Genomic DNA, 24,699 nt, shown 5'->3' with positions numbered 1-24,699 from the left:
CGCGGATCGAGGCGGCTCACGCCAGCAGGGCCAGCGCGACGAGGTCGCGCGCGCGCATGCCCACGTGCCCGCCGAGCGCCGCCGCACGGCCGTTGAGCGCGGAGACGATCCCCTCGTCCAGCGTCGAGCACGCCTCGCCGATCCGCGCGCTGGCCGCGGCGACGGTGGCGGCGGCGATGCCGCGCGCCTCGAGCGCCGGAAGCCGCGTGGTGCCGATGCCGCCGCCCGCGTCGTTGAACAGCGCCAGCCCGGCGTCCGCCTTGAGCGCGTTCATCGGGTCGCCGCCGAAGAGCGCCCCGTGCGAGCCCGTCACCACGACCGCGCCCCGATCCTCGACCGCCCGCACCAGCGCCGCGCTGTCGACGAGGACGAGCGGCCGGCGCGCGCCGGGCGGCGTCTCGACGCGGCGCGTCTCGTCGAGGGACGCGAACGGGCCGTCGGGCATCGGCGCCGCCGCGAGCCGCGCGGCCGCCTCGCGGCAAGCCATGCCCGGCGCGACCCCGAGCGCGGCGGCACGCGCATTGGCGTGCGAGACGACGCCGCGCGCGAGCGTGTCGGCGGCGTCCCCGATGTCGGCCGACGCCGCGGAGACCGTCGCCGCCGCCATGCCGGCGGCGTCGAGCCAGGCGAGGCCGCCGATGCCGGCCGCATCCTTGCCCACCCCCGCATCGTTGAGGATCACGGCCCGCACGCCGTCCCGCCGCGCGACGTAGGCCGCGTAGACGCCCCCGTGCGAGCCGCTCACGACGACCGCACCCGCCGCGCCCTCCGGCAGGCGGGTGATCGTGTCGGCGAGGAGGATCTCAGGCGACACGGTCGCCCTTCTTCACCTGGACCGCACGGCTGTCGGCGGCGGGAAGCATCTTCGCGGGATCGCGGGTGACGACGAGGTCGACGACGAAGGGCCCGTCCGTGTTCGCCAGGCCCTGCTTCAGCGCCGGAGCGAGCGCGTCCGGCGTCTCGACGCGCGCGCCCCTGCAGCCCATCGCCTCGGCGACGCGGGCGTAGTTCGTCTCCGCGAGATCGGACGACTGGTAGGCGCCCTCCCCGTACATCAGGTGCTGGAGCGCCTTCACGTACCCCGAGGCGGCGTTGTTGACGACGATGATCGTTACCGCGAGACCCATGCGCCGGGCGGTCTCGAGCTCGCCCAGCACCATGTTGAAGCCGCCGTCGCCGGTGATCGCCATCACCGGCCGCTCGGGCGCCGCGAGCTTCGCGCCCATCGCGCCGGGAAGCCCGTAGCCGATGGAGGCGAAGCCGCGATCGGGCAGGAAGCCCCGGCCCGCCTGCCTCTGGTCGAACAGCAGCCCGCCCCAATGCGCGGCGAAGCCGCCGTCGGCGACGAGGACGGCGTCGCCGGGCAGGAGGCGGTTGAGCTCGCCCATCAGGCGGCCCATGGAGACCGGCACCTCCGCGCTCTCGAGCCGCTCGCGCGCGCTCTCGCGCCACGCCGCCATGCGGGTGACGACCTGGTCGCCCCAGGCGGAGCGCGCCGGCGGCGGCGACTTGCCCGCGAGTGCGTCGTTCAACGCATTGATTCCGGCCTTCGCGTCGCCCCACAGCGCCACGGCGGCGGGATAGGTGCGGTCGATCTCCTCGGCCACGATGTCGAGATGGATCAGGGTCTTGCCCGGCGGCGGCACGGTATAGCGCTTCGTCGCGATCTCGCCGAGCTTGCAGCCGATGGCCAGCAGCACGTCCGCCTCGGCGATCATGCCGTTGGCGATGCGGTCGTAGCGCCCGAACAGCCCCGCCGAGAGGCGCGACGAGCAGGCGATCGCGCCCTTGCCGGACATCGTGTGCGCGACCGGGATCTGAAAGCGCTCGGCGAAAGCCTGGAGCGCGTGCGCCGCCCGCGAGATGTGGACGCCCCCGCCCGCGAGGATCAGCGGTCGCTCGGCGCCGGCCAGCAGCGCGGCGGCTTCCGCCAGCGCGTGCGCGTCGGGGCGCGCGCGGAGCGCCGGCGCCATCCGGTAGCGGGTGGCGGCGACGAGGCTCTCGGGATCGACGGCGAGCGTGTCGTGGCAGACGTCCTCGGGCACGATCAGCGCCACCGGCCCCGGCCGTCCGGTGGTCGCGACCGCGAAGGCACGGCGCACCAGCTCCGGCAGGCGGGCCGTCACCTCGACACGGATCAGCTCCTTCACCGCGGGGCGCAGGATCTCGGCCTGGCGGGCCTCCTGGGTCATGTTCTTCCAGGAGTGGGCGCGGTGCGTGTCGCCGACGATGGCGACGATGGGCGAGCCGGCGTTGAGCGCCTCCACGAGCCCCGTGACGAGGTTCGTCGCGCCCGGCCCGAGCGTCGCGTCGACGAGCCCGACGCGCCCCGAGACCTTGGCGTAGGCGTCCGCCGCGAAGGCGCCGCAGCGCTCGTCGTTGACGAGCGAGTGCGCGAGGCCGAGCCGGCGGCAGGCGTCGTAGAAGGGCAGGAGCTGGAAGCCCCCCATCCCGAAGGTCGGCCCCGCCCCGTGCGCCTGCAGCATCCGCGCGAGCACCTCGCCGCCGGTCATCTCGTTGGTCATCTCGGTTTGTCCTCCCGGTGGGCCGTGCGATGCGGGAAAGGGCGCGAAGCGAGGGACGCGACACTCTCCTTCCCTGTAGGGGAAGGTGGCGCCGCGCGAAGCGCGGTGACGGATGGGGCACGCCGGAGGCGTATTCGGCGCAGCCGAAACCGGGGCGCCATCGCCTGACGGCGGGCGGTGCATTTCCGCTTCGCGGAACGTGTCGCTTCGCGCCACGCCCCATCCGTCTCGGCTGCGCCGAGCCACCTTCCCCTACAGGGAAGGAGAAGGACTGGTCTCACCCGTTCGAGCATACGGGGACCGAGTAACGTCGCGCGCCGCATCTCAGCTCACCCGATACCCCAGCACGCGCGGGAGCCACAGCGCGATCTCGGGGAAAACGATCACCAGCACGAGCGCGACCACCATCGCGCCGACGAGCCAGAACACCCAGCGGAAGGTCGCCTCCATCGGCACGTTGGCGACCTTCGCCGTCACCATCAGGTTGACCGCGACGGGGGGCGTCACCTGGCCGATGGCGATGTTGATCGCCATGACGACGCCGAACCAGACCTGCGACCAGCCGAAGGTCTGCATCACCGGCACGAGGAGCGGCAGCGTGATGAGGAAGATCGACACCCCGTCGAGCACCATGCCGGCGAGCAGCAGCAGCGCCATGACGACGGCGAGCGTCACCCATTCGGAGGCGGAGAGCGCGATGATCAGGTCCGCCGCCGCGCGGAATGCGCCCATCGTCGAGCCGGCCCAGGCGAAGAGGCCCGCGAGCGAGATGATCAGCATGAGCACGCCCGAGATCTTCGCCGCGTCGACGAAGCAGCGGTAGACCTCGGCGAACCCCATCGTGCGGTAGAACAGCGTGCCGACGAAGAGCCCGTAGACGGCGGCGACGACCGCGGTCTCGGTGGGCGTGAACAGGCCCGAGCGCAGGCCGCCCAGGATGATGACGGGCGCCATCAGGCCCGGCAGCGCACGATAGAGGCTCTCCCAGAAGGGCGGCCGCGCGAAGCCTTCGTGGGCTCCGAAATCGTGCTTGCGCGAGAGGATCATGGTGGGCACCGCGATGGCGAGCCCCACCAAGAGGCCGGGAAAGAGGCCCGCGGCAAACAGCGCGCGCAGGTCCACGCCGGGCACCATGATCGCGTAGACGATGAGCGCGATCGAGGGCGGGATCAGGATCGCGGTCGCCGCCGAGGCGGCGATGACGGAGGCCGAGAAGGGCTTCGGATAGCCGGCCTTGAGCATGGACGGCACCATCACCGTCGCGACCGCCGCGGCGTCGGCGACGCCGGAGCCCGACATGCCGCCCATGATCAGGCAGACCAGGACCGCGACGAGCGCGAGCCCGCCCCGGCGCGGCCCGACGATCGCCTGCGCGAAGACGACGAGCCGCGTCGCGACCCCGGAGCGCTCGAACACCATGCCGGTGAGGATGAAGAGCGGGATGGCGATCAGCGGGTATTTCGCCACCGCGTTGTAGGTGTTCGTCCCCACCATCGCGAGCGCGGTGAGATCCAGCCCGACGACGATGCCGATGGCGCCGGCGATGCCCAGCGCCACGGCGATCGGCGTTCCGACGACGAGCAGCGCCGCGAAGGCGAGGAGCAGGATCAGGTTCGGGTCCATCAGCGCACCCGCCCGCGGAAGACCGCGATCGCCCGGCCGACGACGCGGCCGAGGATGGCGAGCGAGAGGAGCGGGAGCCAGATCGTATAGATCCAGGCCGGGTAGCCGAGACCCGGCGAGGTCTCCTCCCAGTACCACTCGTCATAGGTCACCTGCGCGCCGTAATAGACGACGAGCGCGAACATCGCCGTCGTGGCGAAGAGCGTCACCGCCTCGGCGAGGAGGCGCGCGCGCGGCCGCATCAGGTCGAGGAAGAAGGTGATGCGGATGTGCTCGTTCGTGGCGAAGGCGGCGGAGGCGCCGACGAAGGTCATGAACACGAGGAGGAAGACCGAGAACTCCTCCGTGAAGGCGAAGGAGACGTTCGTCAGGTAGCGCACGACCACGTTGCCGAACGAGATGGCGACGATGAGCGCCATGGCGAGTGCACCCAGCGCCTCCTCGATCCTCACCGGAACGCGCGCGTGCGGCGCGCGGCTCTCGGGCGGCTCGGTCCGGGTCGTGTCGCGGGCGTCGACGAGGGGGTCGTCGTCGGTGCTCATGCTCGGCTCGTCATCGTCCGCTCGTCATCGTCCGCTCGTCATGGCTCGTTTCTCCCTCCCTGCACGGCGGCCCCGTCCGTCCTTTAGGGGAAGGACGGGGCCGCCGCGCCGGCTCGGGATCACCGGTTGGCGATCGATTCCTCGGCCGTCCGCACGAGGTCGGCGCCGATCTGCTCCTTCCACTGCTCGTAGACCGGCCGCGTCGCGTCGACGAAGGCCTGGCGCTCCTCGTCGCCGAGGCGCACCACGGTGACGCCGTAGCCCTCGATCTCCTCGACCAGGCTCTGGTCGCCCTCGGTGAGGCCCTTGCGCGCCACCTCGATGCCGTGCGCGCCCGCATCGAGCGCGGCCTGCCGGACGATCTCCTGGTCCTCGGGCGTGAAGCTGTTCCAGACCTCCTGGTTGACGGCGAAGATCAGCGGATCGGCCACGTAGCGCCAGAGCGTCACGTTCGTCTGCCCGAGCTCGTGCATCTTCAGCACGGTGTAGATGGTCAGCGGGTTCTCCTGCCCGTCGACCGCACCGGTGGTCAGCGCCGGCTGGGCGTCGGCCCAGGACATCTGCGTCGGGTTGGCGCCGAGCGCCGTGAAGATGTCGTTGAAGATCGGCGAGCCGACCACGCGCATCTTCAGGCCCTGCATGTCGGCGGGCGTGCGGATCGGGCGCTGGGAGTTCGTCACCTCGCGAAAGCCGTTCTCGGCCCAGGCGAGTGGCACGACGCCGTTCTCCTCGATCAGCTCGAAGATGCGCTCGCCGACGGGGCCCTGGGTGAGCGCGTCGAGCGCGGCGTAGTCCGGCATCAGGAAGGGCAGCGCGAAGACGTTCATCTCGGGGATCTGCGGCGACCAGTTGATGGTCGAGCCCACCGCCATGTCGATGATGCCCCGGCGCATGGCCGTGAACTCGCGGGTCTGCTCGCCCTGGACGAGCTGCGCGCCGGGGTAGAGCTTCATGACGATCCGCCCGTCGGTGCGCTCGGCGACGAGGTCGGCCCAGCGCTGCGCCGCGATGCCCCAGGGGAAGGGCGGCGGCACCACGGTGGAGACGCGGTACTCGTCCTTGTAGTCCTGCGCCATCGACCCGCCGGCGAGCGGCAGGACGAGGGCGGCGGCCGCGGCGAGCACGGCGAGCGGCTTCCAGATGCGCATTGTCGTTCCTCCCTGTTGTCGTTTCCTCACGACGCGCGCGCCGCGGCGGGCGCGAGCATGGCTCGGGCCGCCGCGGCGATCGCGTCCGGCGTCACGCGCGCCGCATTCTCGAGCGGCGGCGCGTAGGCGATGGGGATGCGCGGCGCGCCGAGGCGGCGGACCGGCGCTCGCAGGCGATGATGCAGGTGCTCGGCGACGAAGGCGGCGATCTCCGCGCCGAAGCCGGCGACCGTGACCGCCTCGTGCACGACGAGGAGGCGCCCGGTCCGCTCCACGGAGGCGAGGACCGCGTCGCGGTCCCAGGGCCAGAGCGTGCGCAGGTCGATCACCTCCGCCTCGACGCCCTCCCCCGCCAGCGTCTCGGTCGCGGCGAGGCTGGTGCGGCGCATGGCGGACCACGTCACGATCGTCACGTCGCGCCCCGCGCGCGCGACGTCGGCGACGCCGAGCGGCACCAGGTGCTCGCCGTCCGGCACATCCCCCTCCGCCGCCCACAGGTCCTTGTGCTCGAGGTAGACGACCGGGTCGTCGGCGCGGATCGCGCTCTTGAGGAGCCCGAGATTGTCCGCGGGCGTCGCGGGCGCCACGACGACGAGGCCGGGCACGTGGGCGTACCAGGCCTCGAGCGACTGCGAATGCTGCGCGGCGGAGGAGCGCCACATGCCGATCGGCTGGCGTGCCACGAGGGGCACCGTCGCCTGCCCGCCGAACATGAAGCGCGCCTTCGCCGCCTGGTTGACCAGCTCGTCGGTGGCGCACAGGGCGAAGTCCGAGAAGCGCATCTCGACCACGGGCCGCGTGCCCGCCATCGCCGCGCCGACGGCGGCGCCCATGATGCAGGCCTCCGAGATCGGCGTGTCGGCGATGCGGGCGGCGCCGAAGCGCGCCTGCAGGCCTTTGTACTGCCCGAACACGCCGCCCCGGCCGAGGTCCTCGCCGAGCGCCCAGACGGACGGATCGCGTTCCATCTCCTCGGCGAGCGCGCGGGTCGAGGCCGCGAGGTAGGTCGTCGTCGCCATCTCTCCGCCCGCCTCCATCTCAGTACGCGCGCTCGGCGGGGTCGCCGACGTCCTGCACGTCGGCGAAGGCGGCGGCGAGGTCGGGCCAGGGGGCCGCCCGCGCATCGTCCAGCACGTCCGCCATCTCCGCCGCGGCCTCGGTGCGCGACGCCTCGAGCCGGGCGGGATCGACGCCCGCCTCGGCGAGCGCCGCGGCGAGCCGCGCGATCGGGTCGCGGGCGCGCCAGGCCTCGACCTCGGCGGCGTCGCGGTAGCCGGCGGCGTCCGCCGCCGTATGCCCGGTCATGCGATAGGTGCGCACGTGCAGGAGACGCGGCCCCTCCCCCGCCCGCACCGCGGCGATGGCGTCGCGCGCGGCGGCGTCGAGCCCGATCGCGTCGTTGCCGTCGAGGATCTGCGCGGGGATGCCGAGGCTCCGCGCGCGCGCCGCGGCCCCCTCCCCCGCCGTGAGGTCCGCCGTGCGCGTCGTCGCCGACCAGGCATTGTCCTCGCACACGAACAGGACGGGCAGGCGGAAGATCTTCGCCCAGTTGAGCCCCTCGAGGAACGGCCCGCGGTTGATCGCGCCGTCCCCGAAGAAGCACGCCACGATCTCGGGCCCGCCGCGCAGTGCGACGGCGTGCGCGGCGCCGACCGCGATGGGGATGTTGGCGCCCACCACGCCGTTCGCGCCGAGCATGCCCACGGAGAAGTCGGCGATGTGCATCGAGCCGCCCTTGCCGCCGCAGGTGCCGCCGGCGCGGCCGAGGAGCTCGCGCATCATGGCGCGGGCGTCGGCGCCCTTGGCGAGCGTGTGGCCGTGGCCGCGATGGGTCGAGAGGATGAGATCGCTGCGCGCGAGGTTGAGGCACACCGCGGCGGCGACCGCCTCCTGGCCGATCGAGGGATGGATCGCTCCGCGGACCAGCCCCTCGGAGAGCCCGCGCAGCGCCGCCTCCTCGAAGGCGCGGATGCGCCACATCGTGTCCAGATGCGCGGTGAGCCGCTCCCGGTCGAGGTTGCGCGCCGGCGGGCGCGCCTCGTCCGAGGCGGGGCTCACGCCCCCGCTCCCGCGGTCGATCTCCCAACCGATTCCTCGGCGCGAGCCGAGCGGCGGACGCCGCGCGGCCCGGCGACCCGCGTCGCCCCGCCCATGCCGTTCCTCCCGTTTCGCGTCGGGCGCGCCGCGGCGAGGCGGGCGCTCCGCGATCGCCTCTTGCGGGCGACGTTTCGCGAGCGTAGCGCTGTTCGTGCGCGGCGGGCAAGGCCCTCCGGCGTCTGCGAGAAATTGCATCCCCGGCGCGCGCGCGATCCTGTAGGATAGCCTCCACGCGCATCCCGCCGGTCCGCATTTCCGACGAACCGCATCCCGACGAACCACGGACACCCGATGACGAAGCACTACTGGATCCGCCCGGAGGCCGGGGCCACCCCCGCGAGCGGCATCGTCGACACCGTCAATTACGGCCGCGGCCGCCCCGGCCTGATCCCGCTGTGGGTCGGCGAGGGCGACCTGCCGACGCCGCCCTTCATCGCGGAGGCGGCGACGCGCTCGCTCGCCGCGGGCGAGACGTTCTACACCCACCAGCGCGGCATCCCGGAGCTGCGGGAGGCGATCGCGCGGCGCCAGGGGGCCCTGCTCGGCAAGGAGATCTCGCCCGAGCGCTTCTTCGTCACGGCAGGCGGCATGCACGCGGTCGAGATCGCCATGCGGCTCGTCGCGGGCGCCGGCGACGAGGTGATCGTCCCGACGCCCGCCTGGCCGAACTTCCGCGGCGCGCTGACCGCGAACGGTGCGAGCGTGGTCGAGGTGGCGCTCGAGCCGAGCGAGATCGGCTTCTCGCTCGACCTCGGTGCGCTCGAGGCGGCGATCGGCCCGCGCACGACGGCACTCGTCGTCAACTCGCCGGCGAACCCCACCGGCTGGACCGCGACCCGTGCGGAGCTCGCCGCCATCCTGGAGATCGCCCGCGCCCGCGACCTGTGGATCGTCGCCGACGAGATCTACCAGCGATTCGTCTGGGACGAGCGCGTGGCGGTCGGCACCCGCGCGGCCTCGTTCCACGACGTGATGCGCGCGGACGAGAAGATCCTGTTCGTGCAGACGCTGTCGAAGAACTACGCCATGACCGGCTGGCGAATCGGCTGGCTGGAGGCGCCCGCCGAGCTCGGCCGCACGATCGAGAACCTGGTGCAGTTCTCGTCCTCCGGCTCGCCCGTCTTCGTCCAGCGCGGGGCCATCGCCGCGCTCGACCACGGCGAGGGCTTCGTCGCCCACCAGATCGCGCGCGCCAAGCGCGGGCGCGAGATCGTGGCCGACGCGCTCGCGCCGCTCAACACCGTGCGCTTCGCCCCGCCGCCGGGTGCCTTCTACGCCTTCTTCGCCTTGCCCGGCACCGAATCCGCCGCCCTCGCCCGGCGCGTGATCGACGAGGCGAATGTCGGCCTCGCCCCCGGCAGCGCCTTCGGTGCGAGCGGCGAGGGCGGCCTGCGGCTGTGCTTCGCACGCAAGGATACCGACCTCGTCACGGCCATGGAGCGGCTCGTGCCGGTGCTGCGCGGGTAGCAGGCCGCGGGCTCTCCCCAGCCCGTACGCATTATTCCGGAGGTTTGTCTTGCATCCGGGCGGTTCCAGCCGTTACCTTCACCCTACTGCATACACCGAGCGGCCCGGGGCAGGGGCCAACCGGGGGAGGCCATGCACCAGAGCACGACCGGTGGCGGTGACGGCCAGGCTGGGGAGCAACCGGCAATACGCGCAGACGTCGATCCGGGCGGGCATCCCGGCTTGGGTTCGGTTTCCGACGCGCGCTGGGCGAGCATCCTGAACACGGCCGTCGACGGCATCATCGTCATCGACGAGCAGGCCCGGATCATGATCTTCAACCGCGCCTGCGAGCGCATGTTCGGCTTCGCGGCCGAGGAGGTCGTCGGCCGCAACGTGGCGATGCTGATGCCGCCCGAGCACGCGGCCGACCACGACGCCTACGTCGAGGGCTACATGCGCACCGGCCACCGCCGGATCATCGGTATCGGGCGCGAGGTGCGCGCCCGCCACCGCGACGGCACGCTGTTCCCGATCGACCTCTCGGTGGGCGAGGCGCCGACGCCGGACGGGCGCCAGTTCGTCGGCATCTTGCGCGACCTGACCTCGCGCAAGGACGCCGAGCGGCGGCTCAACGAGCTGCAGGCGGACCTGATCCGCCTCGCCCGCGTCTCGGCGCTCGACGAGATGGGCTCGGCGCTCGCCCACGAGCTCAACCAGCCGCTCACCGCGATCATGCTCTACCTCCAGGCCGTGGGCCGCGAGTTCGCCCGCGCCAAGGAGATGGGCCACACGGCGGAGGCCGACGCCCGCGCCGACGCGATCCTCGAGAAGGCGCGGCGCGAGGCGCATCGCGCGGGCTCGATCATCCAGCGCATCCGCTCGCTCGTCGAGAAGCGCGCGCCCGAGCGCAAGGAGGTCGAGCTCAACACGATCGTGGACGACGCCGTCGATCTCACGATCATCGGCCAGGACCGCAACGTCACGATCGTGCGGGACTACCAGGCCGGCCTGCCGACCCTGCGGATCGACCCGGTGCAGATCCAGCAGGTGGTCGTCAACCTCGTGCGCAACGCCTACGAGGCGGTGAAGGGCCGGCGCGGCGGGCGCATCGTGGTCTCGACGAGCCAGGACGATCGGCACGCGCTCGTCGCCATCGAGGACAGCGGCCCCGGCATTCCCCGGGAGGTCCTCACCGACCTGTTCCAGGCGTTCAAGACCGGCAAGCGCAGCGGCATGGGCCTCGGGCTCGCGATCTCCCGCACGATCGCACAGAATCACGGGGGAGACCTGTCGGTCGATCCCGGCGGGGAGGGGCGCGGCGCGCGGTTCGTGGTGCGGCTGCCGCTCCGGCCGCAGGACGAGGAACGCACCGAAGACGACGAGCCCGGCGAGACCAGGGCCGACTGAGGAGTGGGGCAGACGATGAGCGACGAGACACTCGAGATCGCCGTGGTGGACGACGACCCCGCGGTGCGTGATTCGCTGGTGACGATCTTCGATCTCGAGGGCTGGCGCGTGCGCGCCTATTCCGACGGGGACACCTTCCTCGCCGACGCCAAGCGCGGACGCCTCGACTGCCTCCTGCTCGACGTCCACATGCCGGGCCGCTCCGGGCTCGAGGTGCTGGAAGCGCTGGGCGGCCATTCCTATCCCGCGCCGATCTTCATCATCTCCGGCCAGGGCGACATCCCCATGGCTGTCACCGCCATCAAGGCCGGCGCGCACGACTTCCTGGAGAAGCCCTTCGACGCCGACGAGGTGATCTCCCGCGTGCGCGAGGCCGTCGCCAAGCGCCGCAAGGCGGCGCAGGCGAGCTCCAAGCTCGGCATCCGCTTCAACGGCGCCGAGTTGCTCACCCCGCGCGAGCGCGACGTCCTCGAGCAGATCGCCCACGGCGCCTCCAACAAGGAGGCGGGCCGCGAGCTCGGCATCAGCCCCCGCACGATCGAGGTCCACCGCGCCCGCATCATGGAGAAGCTCGGCGCCCGCAACACGGCGGATCTCGTGCGCATCGTCTTCACCGAGAGCGCGGGGGGCTGAGGGCGCTCTCCCCGCCCGGTGCGGCACCCCGGTAGGGCTACGCCTCCCCGGCGGGCATCCCCGTCCGTGACGAACCGTCTCGACGGCGTGTCGACGCGCGGGACGCGCGACGGGGCACCCTTTCGATCGGCAGCGTGACCGTCCCGCGACTTCCTCTAGGGAATACGCGGGCGTACGTGCTTGTGCGCGGTTGAGCACGGGCCGCACCCGCGCGCATAGTCGCGCCCTACCCCGCATCCGCCCCGCCGTCGCGACGGGAAACTGCTTACTTGATAGCGATCAAGGCACTTTCGACATGAAGCGGGTATTCGGACTGGGACGTTGCGTGGAATGGCGCCCGAAGGCGAGAGGCCCCCTGTGAGGATTCACATCGTCGAAGACGACTTCGGCGTACGCGACGCGCTCACGGAGCTCGTGTCCGCCTTCGGCTTCGCCGCCCGCGCCTACGCGGACGGCGAGAGCTTCCTGCGCGCGGGCCCTCCGGGCCCGAGCGACATCGTCTTCGTCGACCTCGGCCTGCCCGGCATCTCGGGCTCGGACGTGATCCGCTGGCTCGCGACCCAGGCGCGCGCGCCGCGGGTCGTCGCGATCTCCGGGAAGCCGCGGGCGGACATCGACGCCATGCTGCGCGAGCTGCCGTCGACGCCGCTGCTGCGCAAGCCGCTCGAGGCGGACGCGATAGCGGCCTATCTGTGAGGGAATCGCGCCCTTCGCGGCGATCGGCTCCGAACGAACGAAGAACCGGGCCCTCTCCTGCGGTAAAATGCGCACGCGTGCTTTTCCCGACGGCATCGTGCTTAAGCACATGTCCCGATGCGCGGAAAAGGCGCGCGCCGTAATCCTCGGCCCATCGACGACGCTCCGTTCCCCCGGGCACCCCTTCTAGGATCTGTCACATGGATGCGCGCCAAGAACGCTCCGATTTCTCCAATGCGAAGTTCGATTCCGGCTGGAGCCTGCGCTTCGTCGGCGACCGTGCGGCCGAGAAGCCGGAGAAGGGCAAGCTCTACGCCTTCCACCACCGCGCGCTCATCCTCGACGAGGGCGACACCGCCACCTCGGTCTACGAGGTGCTCGAGGGCGGCGTGATCCTGTTCAAGCTCCTGCCCGACGGGCGGCGCCAGATCATCGAGGTGCTCGGCGTCGGCGACGTCTTCGGGCTCTCGGCGACGGACGTGTCCGACGTCGCGGCGGAGGCGCTGACGGACGTGCGCCTCGTGGCCTACGACAAGCGCTCCATCGACTCCGACGCGCCGCTGCGCGACCGCCTCTTCGCCCGGCTGCGCCAGCAGATGTGCGCGCTGCACGACCACGCGCTGCTGCTCGGCCGCAAGTCCGCGCAGGAGCGGGTCGCCACCTTCATCATGCGCCTCGTGCCCAATCGCGGCGGCTTCGCCTGCGCCGGCCCGAAGCCGGGCGACGGCGACACCCGCGTCGACCTCGCCATGACGCGCCAGGAGATCGCGGATTATCTCGGCCTGACGATCGAGACCGTCAGCCGCGCCTTCTCGGCGCTGCGCCGGTCCGGGATCATCGCCTACGACCGGCAGGATCGCGTCGACATCGGCGACGTCTGCCGCCTGTGCCGCCTCACCGGCTCGCACTGAGGCGAGAACCCGGCCGCACCAGTTCCTCCCAGGGAAGCGCCGACGCCCTTCCCCACCTCGACGGCCGCCTCGCGAGAGGCGGCCTTTCTTCGTTCGAGGCCCGTGAGCCCGCCGCCTCAGAGCGCGGCGCGCACGGCCTCGACGATGCGATCCTGCGTCTGCTCGTCGAGGTAGGCGTGCATCGGCAGGCTCACCACCTCGCGGGAGAGGCGGTCGGAGACCGGCACGCCGTTTCCGGCGCTCGGGTAGCGGGCGTAGGCGGGCTGCTGGTTGAGGGGCTTGGGATAGTGCACGGCGGTCGGCACGCCGCGCTCCTGCAGCGCCGCGCGGAAGGCGTCGCGGCGCGCCGGGTCGAGCCGCAGCGTGTACTGCGCCCAGACCGACGGCTCCTCCTCCGAGATCGCCGGCGTGCGCGCGACGTCGCCGAGCGCGGCGTTGTAGCGGGCGGCGATGCGCCGGCGGGCCTCGACCTCGTCGGGGAAGATCTTCAGCTTCTCGACGAGGATCGCCGCCTGCATCGCGTCGATGCGCCCGTTCATGCCGATCTCGACGTGATCGTAGGCGGCGGCGCCCATGCCGTGCATGCGCATGGACAGGATGGTGCGCGCGAGATCGGCGTCCTCGGTGAAGACCGCGCCGGCATCGCCGTAGGCGCCGAAGGGCTTGGAGGGGAAGAAGCTCGTCGCCGTGGCGAGCCCGATCGTGCCCACCGTGCGGCCCTTGTAGGACGTGCCGAAGCTCTGCGCGGCGTCCGACAGCAGCCACAGCCCCTCGCGCGCGACGATGGGCTCGATCCGGTCGTAGTCCGCCGGGCGGCCGTAGAGGTCGACCGAGATCACGCCCACCGGACGCAGCTTCAGCGCGCGAGCCGTCTCGATGCCGCGCTCGAGGCTGTCGGGGGAGAGATTGAAGCTCTCCTCGTCGACGTCGCAGAAGATCGGCGTGGCGCCGAGCCAGACGACGACCTCGGCGGTCGCGGCGAAGGTGAAGGCGGGCACCAGGATCGCGTCGCCCGGGCGCACGCCCCTCGCCATCAGCACGAGGGCGAGCGCGTCGGTGCCGCTCCCGACCCCGATCGCGAAGCGCGCGCCGGTGAAGGCGCGCAGCGCCTCCTCGAACACCTCGACCTCGCGCCCGAGGATGAAGCCGCAATGGTCCATGACGCGCCGGACCGCCTCGTCGAGCGCGGGCCCGAGCCGGCGACGCTGCGCCGGCAGGTCGATGAAGGGGATGGGTTTGGTCATCTGGGGTGCGGCTCGGAAGGGATGCGGCTCGGGAGGGGCGCTCAGGCGCTGGCGCGCGCGGGCGCGGCGTGCGCCTGGTGATCGGTCATCGATAGGGCGGCGCGGTGGAGCACGTCCATGACCGCGAGCGCCTCGGTCGCGCCGGTGATCGGCTCGGTGCCGGAGCCGCAGCACTCGAGGAAATGCGCGCACTCCGCCATGAGCGGCTCGGACTGCTCGATCGCCACGGGCACCGGATCGGCGCGCACGACCGTGGGCGCGCCGTTGTCGAGGGAGATCTGGTGCGGGTAGATCTGCACCTTCTTGTCCCACGGCAGGCAATCGTCGAACACGGCCATGGCCTGCGAGCCGATGACGGAGAGGCGATGCTCCTTGAACGGATGGAGCCAGGAGACGTGGATCATCGCCTGCGCCCCGCCGGGGAAGCCGAGCCGCATCGTCACCGCGTCCGCCGTGTCCTTGCGCAGGTGCCCCTCGCCGAAAGCCTCGACGGTCTCGGGACGCCCGCCCATCAGCCCGAGCGTCATCGAGACGTCGTGCGGGGCGAGGCACCACAGGGCGTCCTCCTCCTTGCGCACCGCGCCGAGGTTCAGCCGGTTGGCGTGGACGCGCTTGACCTCGCCGAGCCGCCCCGACGAGACGAGGTGCTTGAGCGCGCGGAAGCCGTTGTGGAACTGCAGGATGTGGCCGGTCATCAGGATCCGGCCCGCCGCCCGCGCCGCCTCCACGACGGCGAGCGCGTCGGGATAGTTCAGCGTCAGCGGCTTCTCGATGTAGACGTGCTTGCCCGCCGCGATCGCGGCGAGCGCCACCTCCCGGTGGAGCGAGGGCGGCGTCGCGATGGCGAGCGCCCCGATACCGGGGTCGGCGAGCACCTCGTCCAGCGTCGCTCCCCGGCAGCCGAACAGCGCCGTCAGCGATTCCACCGTCTGCGGGTTCGGATCGACCACCGCCTCCAGCACGCCGAGGCCGGCGAAGCAGCGCGCGATGTTGCGTCCCCACGCACCGCAGCCGATGACGGCGATACGCGGCTTCTGGTTCTGCGCGTCCATGAAGTCCTTTCCAGCCGCGCGCCCCGCTCGGGTGGGCGGGGCCCGCACGTGATCGTCCCCGCGTGTAGCGCATCTTCGCCCGAGGTGCCATACGCTCGGCGTGCCGCTGCGGGTCGGGCCGTGCATGACGTGGGCGACCCCTCGCCGCAGCACGGCGTGCGTATCGGCAACCTTCGGAAGCAGGGATGAGACCGATGAAGATCGAAGACCGTTATCGCGACCTGGCGGCCTACAATGCCTGGGCCAACGGCCGCCTCTACGATGCCGCCGCGGCGCTCCCCGACGACGCCTATCGGTCCGACGAGCGCGCCTTCTTCGGCTCGCTGCATCGCACGATGAACCACATTCTCGTCGGCGACACGATCTGGATGGCGCGCTTCACGGGCGACGGCACGCGGCCGCCGGCGCTCGACGCGGTCCTCCACGACGACCTGCCGGCCCTGCGCGCCGCCCGTGAGGCGATGGACGCGCGCATCGTCGCCTTCGTCGAGGGGCTCGACGCAGCGGCGCTCGCCCGCACCTTCTCGTACCGGACGATCGTGAACCCGAGCCTCGTCACCCAGCCGCTGGCGCCGGCGCTCGACCACTTCTTCAACCATCAGACTCATCACAGGGGGCAGGCGCATGCTCTGCTCACGCGGCTCACGGGCACGGCGCCATCGTTCGACCTGATCGCATTCCAGCGCGAGAGCGGCCGCGGCGGCGCCTCGATCGCGCCGCTCAGCCCCGCCTGAACAGGATCTCCGCCGGCTGCGGCGCGCGCGACGCGGCCGGCCAGGACAACGGATCCGAGAGCATCTCCGGCCCGCACGTCCGGGCCACCTCGGCGAGCCGTGGGCAGGCGCGGGCCGAGCCGATCGCGTCGAGCGCGACGGCGATCCCCGCGATCAGGGTGATCACGGCGACGATCGTGGCATGCTTGCAGAAGCGGTGCGCTATCTCGGACATGGCGGGGAAACGCGAATCACCTGGTTGGGTTCCATTTCGCCCCGCCATCGCGTCGCCGCGAGGGCGTCATTGCGGCAAGACCATGACGATGATCACCCGCCGGTGAATCCCTCCCCGCTTTCCACAGCGCTTGTCAACGGCGGGCACGTGGGGGAGATAGGGCGCATGCTGCACGTCAACGACCTCACCTACCGCCTGGGCGAGCGCGTCCTCATCGACCACGCGTCCTTCGCCGTGCCCGACGGGGCGCGGGTGGGCATCGTCGGGCGCAACGGGGCGGGCAAGACCACCCTCTTCCGCATCCTCATGGGCGAGATCGCGCCCGAGGGCGGCACGATCGGCATGCCCAGGGGCGTGCGCATCGGCACGGCGGCGCAGGAGGCACCGGGCGGGCCCGAGAGCCTGCTCGAGGTGGTCCTCGCCGCCGACACCGAGCGCGCCCGCCTCCTCGCCGAGGCCGAGCACGCCGACGGCATGCGCCGGGCCGAGATCGAGACGCGGCTCACCGACATCGGCGCCCACGCCGCGCCGGCGCGCGCCGCGACGATCCTGCACGGGCTCGGCTTCGACACCGCCGCGCAGGCGCGGCCCTGCTCGGACTTCTCCGGCGGCTGGCGCATGCGCGTGGCGCTCGCCGCGGTGCTCTTCACCGAGCCGGACCTGCTGCTGCTCGACGAGCCGACGAACTACCTCGACCTCGAGGGCACGCTGTGGCTCTACGACTATCTCGCGCGCTATCCGCACACCGTGCTCGTCATCAGCCACGATCGCGAGCTGCTCGACGAGGCGGTCGACCACATCCTCCACCTCGACCGCGGCAAGCTCGCGATCTACCGCGGCGGCTACACCTCCTTCGCCCGCCAGCGGGCCGAGAAGGCGCTGCTGCAGATGAAGGCGAAGGCGAAGCAGGAAGAGGAGGCCAAGCACCTGCAGGCCTTCGTCGACCGCTTCCGCGCCAAGGCCTCGAAGGCGCGCCAGGCGCAGTCGCGCCTGAAGCGGCTCGAGAAGATGACGCCGATCGCGAACGTGGTCGAGGACGAGACGCTGCCCTTCGACCTGCCGAGCCCCGGCCGCCCGCTGTCCCCGCCCCTCGTGCGGGTCGATCGCGCCAGCGCCGGCTACGGCGAGCGCACGGTGCTCAAGCGGCTCGACCTGGCGCTGCTGCCGGACGACCGCATCGCGCTGCTCGGCGCCAACGGCAACGGCAAGTCCACGTTCTGCAAGCTGATCGGCCGGCGGCTTCCCCCGCTTACCGGCGACGTCGTCGCCTCGCCCAAGCTCGAGGTCGCCTATTTCGCCCAGCACCAGCTCGACGAGCTGCGCCTCGCCGACACGCCCTACGGCCATGTCGCCGAGCGCATGAGGGACGCGCCGGAGGCGAAGATCCGCGCCCGCTGCGCCCGCTTCGGATTCTCGGGGCCGAAGGCGGACACGCCGATCTCGAAGCTCTCGGGCGGCGAGAAGGCGCGCCTGCTGATGGGGCTCGCGGCGTTCGACGGCCCCCATCTCCTCATCCTCGACGAGCCGACGAACCACCTCGACATCGAATCGCGCCAGGCGCTGGTGGAGGCGATCAACGACTACGAGGGCGCGGTCGTCATCGTCAGCCACGACCGCTTCCTGATCGAGGCCTGCGCCGACCGGCTCTGGCTCGTGTCCGACGGCACGGTGAAGCCCTTCGACGGGGACATGGACGACTACCGCCGGCTCGTCCTCTCCGGCGGGCTCGACCCCGCCAAGGATGCCGCCAAAGGGGGCGAGAAGGCGTCGGACAAGGGGGGCGAGAAGGCGGGCGAGCGCCGCGCCGCCGCCGAGAAGCGCGTCGCGCTCGGGCCGCTGCGCAAGCAGCGCGACGCACTCGAGGGGCGGATCGAGAAGCTCGGCGAGCTCATCGGCAAGATCGACGCCGCGCTCGCCGACGGCACCGCCTACCAGAAGGACCCGGCCAAGGCGGCCGACCTCGCCAGGAAACGTGCGGAGGCCGCCGACGCCCTCGCGCGGGTCGAGGAGGAATGGCTCGCGGTGTCGGGGGAGCTCGAGGCGGCGGGCGCGTAGGGCGGGTGGGCGCCCGCACCACCCCGCGGCGGTGGACGACGGCCGAAGCCGAAGGCGAAAGGGTGGGAATGACGGCGACGGCGCGCGACCCGCCGTCGGACGGCCCCACCGCCCGCTCCGGGGAAGAAGCGACCCTCGCAGCGCGCGCGCCGGCTCCCTCAGACCTCTCCCACCACCCGCAGCCGCCGCGTCGGCTCGAGCGTATCGTAGACATCCGCCAGCGCCAGCTCCGCGCCGATCTCGGGGAGCGGAATGCGCGCGTCGAGATCGTCGTACTTCTCGGCCCCCCAGCCGCCCGTCTCGTCCCGACGCCACAGCTTGGCGGCGATGACGTCCGGCTCGACGAGGAGGATGAGGCGGATCGCCTCGACGCGCCGGTACTCGTCGAGCTTGTCGGTGAGGTCGACGACGAGCGTCCCCGGCGAGGCGACCTCGACGACGAGGGTCGGCCCCGCCGCCTCGCGCGCGCCGGGGTCGGGCGGGCCGCAATCCACGACGACGTCCGGAAAGCGCACGTTGACGGGTCCCGTACGAACCGCGGTGTCGCTCGCCGTGGCGCGGCAGCCCCTGCGCTTCGCACCGGGCGCCAGCGCAACCAGGATGTTGCTCGCAGCGACGTCGTGGCTTTGCTTGGCGCCGGCCATCATGCGGACCGGGACGCCGTCGACGAGCTCCCAGCGCTCGCTGCGGCCGGCGAGCCAGGCGAGGAACGCGTCGGCGGACATCGGTCCGGGCTCTGCGACGGCCATGGCGGAATCCTCCTCGGGCGAGGCACGCACGGACACTAGCACGGCCGGCGTGCGCCGATGAAGCGCGCCGCCCCGTCGCCTCACCGCTTGCGCTTCACCTTCACCTTCGTCGCCCCACCCTTCGCCCCACCCTCGGGCCGATCGCGAAACCCCTTCTGCTTCGGCCCCTTCGAGCGCCGCGGGCCGCCGTCGCGCAGGCCGTTGCGGCCGCGGGGGCCCGTGCCGGACGGCGTGCCGGCGCTGCCCTCCGACAGCAGCTCGAAGCGCAGCGCGCCGGCGATGGGCGCCGCCTCGACGAGCTTCACCTCGACGGTGTCGCCGAGGCGGTACGTCTCCCCGGTGCGCGCGCCGACGAGAGCGTGCGTGCCCTCGTCGTAGCGGTAGAAGTCCGCGCCGATCGTGGCGGCCGGGACGAAGCCGTCGGCGCCGGTCTGCGCCAGCTTCACGAAAAGCCCCGCCTTGGTCACGCCGGCGATGCGACCCGTGAAGGTCTCGCCAACGTGCTCGGCCATGTGGTGGGCGATCAATCGGTCGATCGTCTCGCGCTCGGCCACCATCGCCCGGCGCTCCGCCGCCGAGATCCGGGCGGCGATCTCCGCGAGCGCGCCCGCGTCGGTCTCCGCCGGCAGGCCACCCGGCCCGAAGCCGTGGGCGCGGATCAGCGCGCGGTGGACGATCAGGTCCGCGTAGCGCCGGATCGGCGAGGTGAAATGCGCGTAGCGGCGCAGGTTGAGCCCGAAATGCCCGTAGTTCTCGGCGGTGTACTCCGCCTGCGCCTGCGTGCGCAGGACCACCTCGTTGATGAAGGTCTCGTGCTCCATCCCGTCGACCGCCTGGAGGACGCGGTTGAACAGCGTCGCGCGCACCGGGCCGGACTTCGGCAGCTTCATCGCGATCGAGGCGAGCACCTCGCCGAGCGCGTGCATCTTCTCGAGCGAGGGCTCGTCGTGCGCGCGGTAGACGAAGGGTACCTTCGCCTTCTCCAGCGCCTCCGCCGCGGCGACGTTGGCGAGGATCATGAACTCCTCGATGAGCTTGTGCGCATCGAGCCGCTCGGGGGTGAGGACCCGGTCGACGGTGCCGTCGGGCTTCAGCACGATCTTGCGCTCGGGCAGGTCGAGCGCCAGCGGGTCGCGCGCCTCGCGCGCCTTCAGGACGCAAGCATAGGCCTCCCAGAGCGGGCGCAGCACCGGCTCGAGCAGCGGGCCGGTGGTCTCGTCGGGCGCGCCGTCGATGGCGGCCTGCGCCTGCGCGTAGGCGAGCCGCGCGGCCGAGCGCATGGCGATGCGGTGGAAGGAGTGCCGGATCTTGCGCCCGTCCCGGCCCACCGTGATCCGTACCGCCAGCGCCGGGCGGTCCTCGTGCGGACGCAGCGAGCACAGGTCGTTCGAGATGCGCTCGGGCAGCATCGGCACGACCCGGTCGGGAAAGTAGACCGAGTTGCCGCGCACCTGGGCCTCGCGGTCCATCGCCGAGCCGGGTCGGACGTAGGCGGCGACGTCGGCGATGGCGATGGTGAGGACGTGGCCGCCTTCGTTGCCGGGGTCGTCGTCGGGCCGCGCATGGACCGCGTCGTCGTGGTCCTTGGCGTCGGGCGGGTCGATCGTGACCAGCGGCAGATCGCGCCAGTCCTCGCGTGTGTCCTCACGCGTGCCCTCGCGGCCGTCCGCATCGAGCCGCACGGGCTCCATGCCCGCCGCCTCGTCGAGCACGCCCCTGGGAAAGACGTGGGGGATGCCGTGGGCGACGAGCGCGATCAGGCTCACCGCCTTCTCGGACTTGACCGAGCCGAGCCGTTCGCGCACCCGGGCGAGCGGAACGATGGCGCGCGGGCTCGAGGTGAGCGTCGCGGAGACGAGGTCGCCCTCGCGGGCGTCGCCCTCGTCGCCGGGCCGGATCGCGATCTCGCGCCCTTGCCCCTTCTTGTCGACGGGCACGAGCCGCCCGCCGCCGCTCGGCAGCGGCCGGAAGATGCCGAGCACCTGTGCGCGGCTCTTCTCCAGCACCTTGACGACGCGCCCCGCATAGGGCGGCCCCTCGGGGTCCCCGGTCTCCTGCACGCGCACGAGCACCCGGTCGTTGAGCCCCGGCGCGGGCTGGCCCGGCCGCGAGCGGCGCGCCGGCTCGATGAGGATCTTCGGCGCCGGCCCGAGCGTGTCGGCGTCCCATTCCGCGGGCGTGGCGATCAGCTCGCCGTCGGCGTCGCGCGCGACGACGTCCGCGAGCGTCATCGGCGGCAGGGCGCCGGCCTTGAAGAGGCTCTTGCGGCGGCGCTCGATGACCCCGTCGTCCTCGAGGTCGCGGATCAGCTGCTTGAGCCAGATCTTGTCGCCGCCCGTGATCCCGAAGGCGCGCGCGATCTCGCGCTTGCCGACCTTGCCCGGCTGGGCGCGCACGAAGGCGACGACCGCCTCCCGGGAGGGAAGGCCCGGGACGTCGGAGGGCCCGATCCGATCCTTGCGTTTCGGCAATCTTGGATATCCATCTGGAGGTGGAGGGCCGGCTTCGTCCGCGGCGGCTAAGAACAGGTTCCTCTTGTATATAAACGATGCCCCTGCGATTTTCGATGCGCCTGCTCGACAAATCGGAAAGTTGTGGCACTAAAGAGATTGCGCATATTTAAAAACACGCGATCCGAAGGATCGCACGAGCCGAGGAGGACGCCCGTGGCACCGAGCACCGCACCCCTTCCCCACTTCGACGAGGGGCGCCCCTGGCACGCCCACTACCCGGCCGCGGTGCCGCCCTCGATCGACGTCGAGGCCGCCGGCACCCTGGCCGACCTGTTCCGCGACGGCGTCGTGCGCTATGCCGCGCGCCCGGCGCTGGAGAGCTTCGGCAAGGAGATGAGCTATGCCGAGCTCGGTCGCGTCGCCGACGCCGTCGCCTCCTGGCTGCAGTCCCGCGGGCTGAGGAAGGGCGACCGCGTCGCGATCATGATGCCGAACGTCATGGCCTACCCGGCGGTGCTGTTCGGCATCCTCACGGGCGGCTTCACGGTGGTGAACGTCAACCCCCTCTACACGGCCCGCGAGCTGACGCACCAGCTGAACGACTCGGGCGCGAAGGCGCTGTTCGTGCTGGAGAACTTCGGCGCCACGGTGGAGGAGGCCGCGCCGGCGCTCGCCGCGCTGGAGACCGTCGTGATCGTCGCGCCGGGCGACCTGCTGGGCCTGAAGGGGCACCTGATCAATTTCGTCTCGCGCAAGGTGAAGAAGGCGGTGAAGCCCTATTCGCTGCCGCGCGCGGTGCGCTTCCCGCAGGTGGTGAAGGAGGGCGCCGCCCGGCCGCCGGCGCCCATCGACATCGGCCTCGACGACGTCGCCTTCCTGCAATACACCGGCGGCACCACCGGCGTGGCCAAGGGCGCGACGCTGCTCCACCGCAACGTGGCGGCGAACGTGCTCCAGGCCGAGGCGTGGCTGCGGCCCTATGCCGGCGGTCGCGACGACCACGTGATGGTGACGGCGCTGCCGCTCTACCACATCCTCGCGCTCACCGCCTGCGGCCTGTTCATGGTGCGGCTCGGCGCCAAGCAGATCCTCGTCGCCAACCCCCGCGACATCCCCGGCTTCATCAAGACGTTGAAGGGCAAGCGCTTCACCATGATGGTGCTGGTGAACACGCTCTACAACGCGCTCGCGAACGCCGACGGCATTGAAGACGTGGACTTCTCCAATCTCGCCTTCTGCATCTCGGGGGGCATGGCGACGCAGGCAGCCGTCGCCAAGCGCTGGAAGACGCTCACCGGCAAGCCGATCGTCGAGGGCTACGGCCTCTCGGAGACGTCCCCGGTCGTGTGCGTGAACCGGCTCGACATCGAGGAGTTCACGGGCACGATCGGCCTGCCCCTGCCCTCGACGGACGTCCAGGTCCTCTCGCCGGACGGCGCGATCCTTCCCTACGGCGAGACGGGCGAGCTGTGCGTGCGCGGCCCGCAGGTCATGGCCGGCTACTGGAACCGGCCGGACGAGACCGCCAAGGTGATGACGCCCGACGGCTTCTTCCGCACCGGCGACATCGCCGTGCTCCAGCCCGACGGCCAGGTGCGCATCGTCGACCGGATCAAGGACATGATCCTGGTCTCGGGCTTCAACGTCTATCCCAACGAGGTCGAGGACGTGCTCGCCTCCCACCCGAAGGTGCTGGAGGCGGCCGTCATCGGCGTGCCGGATTCGCATTCGGGCGAGGTGCCGGCGGCCTATGTCGTCAAGCGCGACGAGAGCCTCACGGCGGAGGAGCTGCGCGCCTTCTGCAAGGCGAACCTCACCGGCTACAAGGTGCCCCGCCACATCCACTTTCGCGAGGCGCTGCCCAAGACGAACGTCGGCAAGATGCTGCGCCGGGCGCTGCGCGACGAGGTGCTGGGCGACAAGGCCGGCGGCTGAGCCGCGATCCTCCCGCGCCCGACGGCGCCTCCAGCCTCGCGCAAGCTCGCCGCGCGAGGCTCCCTCCCATGACGGACGGAGCCGAACCCGATGGCTCCGAGGCATGACGCCGCTCCGTCATCCCGGTGCAAGCCCGGGATGTCCCTCGTTCAATCGCACTCGAAAGGGACATCACCATGTCGAGCCTTCTGACCAACTCCGCCGCGATGACGGCGCTGCAGACGCTGACCTCCACCAACAAGAAGATGGAGGTCACGCAGAACCGGATCTCCACCGGCCAGCGGGTCTCCAGCGCCGCCGACAACGCGGCGTACTGGTCCATCGCGACCACGATGCGCTCGGACAACAAGGCGCTCAGCGCCGTGCAGGACGCCCTCGGCCTCGGCGCCGCCACCGTGGACGTCATGTACACCGCGCTGAACTCCACGGTCGAGGTCGTCTCCGAGATCAAGTCGAAGATCACCGCCGCGGCTCAGCCGGGCGTCGATCGCGGCAAGATCCAGAGCGAGATCACCGAGCTCCAGAACCAGCTGAACACGATCGCCTCCTCGGCGGTCTTCAACGGCGAGAACTGGCTCTCGTTCGACTCGACCGATGCCGCCGCTTCCGCCAACCGCGAGATCGTCTCGTCCTTCACCCGCACGGCCACGGGCGCGGTGAGCCTCGAGACGACCACGGTGGCGATCACCGGCACGCTGCTCGTCGACACCAACGCCGCCGCCGCGGGCATCCTCGACCAGGACCGCTCGGGTGCGTTCGCCCTCGCGGGCACCTCGGTGACCGGCACCAGCGTAGTCGACCTGGACGTGAACGCCGCTGCAGCCGACGCCAACATCGCGGCGGACATGCAGCAGCTGATCGGCCTGGTCGACGCGGCCCTGTCCGACATCACGGACGCGGCCACGAACCTCGGCGCCATCAAGAACCGCATCGGTCTCCAGCAGGACTTCGTGAAGGGCCTCAAGGACTCGATCGATCGCGGCGTGGGCCAGCTCGTGGACGCCGACATGAACGCGGAGTCGACGCGCCTGCAGGCGCTCCAGGTGCAGCAGCAGCTGGGCATCCAGGCGCTCTCGATCGCCAACTCGAACAGCCAGAACATCCTCTCGCTGTTCCGCTGATCGAGCGCTTCCGCGTCTCGGGAACCGGTCCCCTTCGGGGACCCTCGAGCCCCGCTCCTCCGGGAGCGGGGCTCTCCCGTTCGTGGGCCCGCGCAAGCGCGACTGCACCGC

General features: G+C 71.7%; 21 protein-coding genes. 9 read left to right on the top strand and 12 right to left on the bottom strand.

Annotation, left to right across the window (positions count from 1 at the left end; genetic code table 11):
* Window positions 1-16 precede the first annotated feature (16 nt).
* The 7 genes from G407_RS0121855 to G407_RS0121825 form a co-directional block, all read right to left on the bottom strand.
* On the bottom strand, window positions 17-814 hold the full coding sequence (locus G407_RS0121855; RefSeq protein WP_029032522.1) for a hypothetical protein: 798 nt from the start codon (window positions 812-814) through the stop codon (window positions 17-19).
* Entirely contained in the window at window positions 804-2,525 is a 1,722-nt protein-coding gene (locus G407_RS0121850) for a thiamine pyrophosphate-binding protein (protein ID WP_029032521.1), read from the bottom strand. The genes G407_RS0121855 and G407_RS0121850 overlap by 11 nt, the downstream gene beginning before the upstream one ends.
* Before the next feature lie 324 nt (window positions 2,526-2,849).
* Window positions 2,850-4,148, bottom strand: coding sequence for a TRAP transporter large permease (locus tag G407_RS0121845; RefSeq protein WP_029032520.1), 1,299 nt, complete (start codon window positions 4,146-4,148; stop codon window positions 2,850-2,852).
* The gene (locus G407_RS29330) at window positions 4,148-4,690 is read right to left on the bottom strand and encodes a TRAP transporter small permease (RefSeq protein WP_084327725.1); all 543 of its coding nucleotides are present in this window, start codon (window positions 4,688-4,690) and stop codon (window positions 4,148-4,150) included. The genes G407_RS0121845 and G407_RS29330 overlap by 1 nt, the downstream gene beginning before the upstream one ends.
* A 119-nt stretch (window positions 4,691-4,809) precedes the next feature.
* Window positions 4,810-5,838, bottom strand: a complete 1,029-nt coding sequence (locus G407_RS0121835; RefSeq protein WP_029032519.1) for a DctP family TRAP transporter solute-binding subunit — start codon at window positions 5,836-5,838, stop codon at window positions 4,810-4,812.
* A 26-nt stretch (window positions 5,839-5,864) separates the two neighbouring features.
* On the bottom strand, window positions 5,865-6,857 hold the full coding sequence (locus G407_RS0121830; RefSeq protein ID WP_029032518.1) for an alpha-ketoacid dehydrogenase subunit beta: 993 nt from the start codon (window positions 6,855-6,857) through the stop codon (window positions 5,865-5,867).
* Between the two features lie 19 nt (window positions 6,858-6,876).
* Window positions 6,877-7,896 (bottom strand): thiamine pyrophosphate-dependent dehydrogenase E1 component subunit alpha, encoded by a 1,020-nt coding sequence (locus G407_RS0121825; protein WP_029032517.1) that lies wholly within the window; start codon window positions 7,894-7,896, stop codon window positions 6,877-6,879.
* A 330-nt stretch (window positions 7,897-8,226) separates the two neighbouring features.
* Here G407_RS0121825 and G407_RS0121820 point away from each other — a divergent pair, with 330 nt between their 5' ends.
* From G407_RS0121820 to G407_RS0121800, 5 genes are all read left to right on the top strand, one after another.
* Window positions 8,227-9,402, top strand: a complete 1,176-nt coding sequence (locus G407_RS0121820; RefSeq protein WP_029032516.1) for a pyridoxal phosphate-dependent aminotransferase — start codon at window positions 8,227-8,229, stop codon at window positions 9,400-9,402.
* A 222-nt stretch (window positions 9,403-9,624) separates the two neighbouring features.
* A complete protein-coding gene (locus G407_RS0121815; RefSeq protein ID WP_029032515.1) occupies window positions 9,625-10,791 on the top strand; it encodes a two-component system sensor histidine kinase NtrB in 1,167 nt (388 codons plus the stop codon).
* Window positions 10,792-10,806: 15 nt separating this feature from the next.
* Window positions 10,807-11,424: a response regulator transcription factor gene (locus tag G407_RS0121810; protein WP_029032514.1), complete on the top strand. Its 618-nt coding sequence runs from the start codon at window positions 10,807-10,809 to the stop codon at window positions 11,422-11,424.
* A gap of 357 nt (window positions 11,425-11,781) precedes the next feature.
* A complete protein-coding gene (locus G407_RS0121805) occupies window positions 11,782-12,120 on the top strand; it encodes a response regulator (RefSeq protein WP_029032513.1) in 339 nt (112 codons plus the stop codon).
* A gap of 200 nt (window positions 12,121-12,320) precedes the next feature.
* Window positions 12,321-13,031 carry a helix-turn-helix domain-containing protein gene (locus G407_RS0121800; RefSeq protein WP_084327723.1) on the top strand — a complete coding sequence of 237 codons (711 nt, stop codon included), beginning with the start codon at window positions 12,321-12,323 and terminating at the stop codon, window positions 13,029-13,031.
* Between the two features lie 116 nt (window positions 13,032-13,147).
* Here G407_RS0121800 and G407_RS0121795 read toward each other — a convergent pair whose 3' ends face one another.
* On the bottom strand, window positions 13,148-14,275 hold the full coding sequence (locus G407_RS0121795) for a DegT/DnrJ/EryC1/StrS family aminotransferase (protein WP_043540343.1): 1,128 nt from the start codon (window positions 14,273-14,275) through the stop codon (window positions 13,148-13,150).
* Window positions 14,276-14,316: 41 nt separating this feature from the next.
* A complete protein-coding gene (locus tag G407_RS29325) occupies window positions 14,317-15,327 on the bottom strand; it encodes a Gfo/Idh/MocA family protein (RefSeq protein WP_052341731.1) in 1,011 nt (336 codons plus the stop codon).
* Window positions 15,328-15,521: 194 nt separating this feature from the next.
* Between G407_RS29325 and G407_RS0121785 the strand changes: the two genes are divergently transcribed.
* The gene (locus G407_RS0121785) at window positions 15,522-16,061 is read left to right on the top strand and encodes a DinB family protein (protein ID WP_425337521.1); all 540 of its coding nucleotides are present in this window, start codon (window positions 15,522-15,524) and stop codon (window positions 16,059-16,061) included.
* Here the strand turns inward: G407_RS0121785 and G407_RS0121780 are convergent.
* The gene (locus G407_RS0121780) at window positions 16,048-16,275 is read right to left on the bottom strand and encodes a hypothetical protein (protein ID WP_029032509.1); all 228 of its coding nucleotides are present in this window, start codon (window positions 16,273-16,275) and stop codon (window positions 16,048-16,050) included. The genes G407_RS0121785 and G407_RS0121780 overlap by 14 nt on opposite strands.
* A gap of 165 nt (window positions 16,276-16,440) precedes the next feature.
* Here G407_RS0121780 and G407_RS0121775 point away from each other — a divergent pair, with 165 nt between their 5' ends.
* Complete coding sequence (locus G407_RS0121775) at window positions 16,441-18,330, top strand: ABC-F family ATP-binding cassette domain-containing protein (protein ID WP_029032508.1); 1,890 nt, start codon at window positions 16,441-16,443, stop codon at window positions 18,328-18,330.
* A gap of 158 nt (window positions 18,331-18,488) precedes the next feature.
* Here the strand turns inward: G407_RS0121775 and G407_RS29320 are convergent, their stop codons facing one another.
* Together G407_RS29320 and rnr are read right to left on the bottom strand one after the other, a co-directional pair.
* Window positions 18,489-19,079 (bottom strand): Uma2 family endonuclease, encoded by a 591-nt coding sequence (locus G407_RS29320; protein ID WP_043540341.1) that lies wholly within the window; start codon window positions 19,077-19,079, stop codon window positions 18,489-18,491.
* Between the two features lie 80 nt (window positions 19,080-19,159).
* The gene (gene rnr, locus G407_RS29315) at window positions 19,160-21,550 is read right to left on the bottom strand and encodes a ribonuclease R (protein ID WP_084327721.1); all 2,391 of its coding nucleotides are present in this window, start codon (window positions 21,548-21,550) and stop codon (window positions 19,160-19,162) included.
* A 195-nt stretch (window positions 21,551-21,745) separates the two neighbouring features.
* On the opposite strand from rnr, the gene G407_RS0121760 reads away from it, so the two are divergent.
* Together G407_RS0121760 and G407_RS0121755 are read left to right on the top strand one after the other, a co-directional pair.
* On the top strand, window positions 21,746-23,467 hold the full coding sequence (locus tag G407_RS0121760) for an AMP-binding protein (RefSeq protein ID WP_029032507.1): 1,722 nt from the start codon (window positions 21,746-21,748) through the stop codon (window positions 23,465-23,467).
* 176 nt (window positions 23,468-23,643) lie between these two features.
* Window positions 23,644-24,588, top strand: a complete 945-nt coding sequence (locus tag G407_RS0121755) for a flagellin N-terminal helical domain-containing protein (RefSeq protein WP_029032506.1) — start codon at window positions 23,644-23,646, stop codon at window positions 24,586-24,588.
* Window positions 24,589-24,699: the final 111 nt, after the last annotated feature.

It is taken from the genome of Salinarimonas rosea DSM 21201 (assembly GCF_000429045.1).
Classification (GTDB): Bacteria; Pseudomonadota; Alphaproteobacteria; order Rhizobiales; family Beijerinckiaceae; genus Salinarimonas; species Salinarimonas rosea.
The sequence above is the reverse complement of the archived record's forward strand: the minus strand, read 5'-3'. Positions and strand labels throughout refer to the sequence as shown.

Bases quoted from the DNA above. Each gene is read 5' to 3' on its own strand.
- G407_RS0121845 (WP_029032520.1), bottom strand. From the start codon at position 4,148: ATGGACCCGAACCTGATCCTGCTCCTCGCCTTCGCGGCGCTGCTCGTC.
- G407_RS0121835 (WP_029032519.1), bottom strand. From the start codon at position 5,838: ATGCGCATCTGGAAGCCGCTCGCCGTGCTCGCCGCGGCCGCCGCCCTC.
- G407_RS0121755 (WP_029032506.1), top strand. From the start codon at position 23,644: ATGTCGAGCCTTCTGACCAACTCCGCCGCGATGACGGCGCTGCAGACG.
- G407_RS0121800 (WP_084327723.1), top strand. From the start codon at position 12,321: ATGGATGCGCGCCAAGAACGCTCCGATTTCTCCAATGCGAAGTTCGAT.
- G407_RS0121830 (WP_029032518.1), bottom strand. From the start codon at position 6,857: ATGGCGACGACGACCTACCTCGCGGCCTCGACCCGCGCGCTCGCCGAG.
- G407_RS29320 (WP_043540341.1), bottom strand. From the start codon at position 19,079: ATGGCCGTCGCAGAGCCCGGACCGATGTCCGCCGACGCGTTCCTCGCC.
- G407_RS0121850 (WP_029032521.1), bottom strand. From the start codon at position 2,525: ATGACCAACGAGATGACCGGCGGCGAGGTGCTCGCGCGGATGCTGCAG.
- G407_RS29330 (WP_084327725.1), bottom strand. From the start codon at position 4,690: ATGAGCACCGACGACGACCCCCTCGTCGACGCCCGCGACACGACCCGG.
- G407_RS0121810 (WP_029032514.1), top strand. From the start codon at position 10,807: ATGAGCGACGAGACACTCGAGATCGCCGTGGTGGACGACGACCCCGCG.
- G407_RS0121820 (WP_029032516.1), top strand. From the start codon at position 8,227: ATGACGAAGCACTACTGGATCCGCCCGGAGGCCGGGGCCACCCCCGCG.
- G407_RS0121785 (WP_425337521.1), top strand. From the start codon at position 15,522: ATGAAGATCGAAGACCGTTATCGCGACCTGGCGGCCTACAATGCCTGG.
- G407_RS29325 (WP_052341731.1), bottom strand. From the start codon at position 15,327: ATGGACGCGCAGAACCAGAAGCCGCGTATCGCCGTCATCGGCTGCGGT.
- G407_RS0121775 (WP_029032508.1), top strand. From the start codon at position 16,441: ATGCTGCACGTCAACGACCTCACCTACCGCCTGGGCGAGCGCGTCCTC.
- G407_RS0121795 (WP_043540343.1), bottom strand. From the start codon at position 14,275: ATGACCAAACCCATCCCCTTCATCGACCTGCCGGCGCAGCGTCGCCGG.
- G407_RS0121780 (WP_029032509.1), bottom strand. From the start codon at position 16,275: ATGTCCGAGATAGCGCACCGCTTCTGCAAGCATGCCACGATCGTCGCC.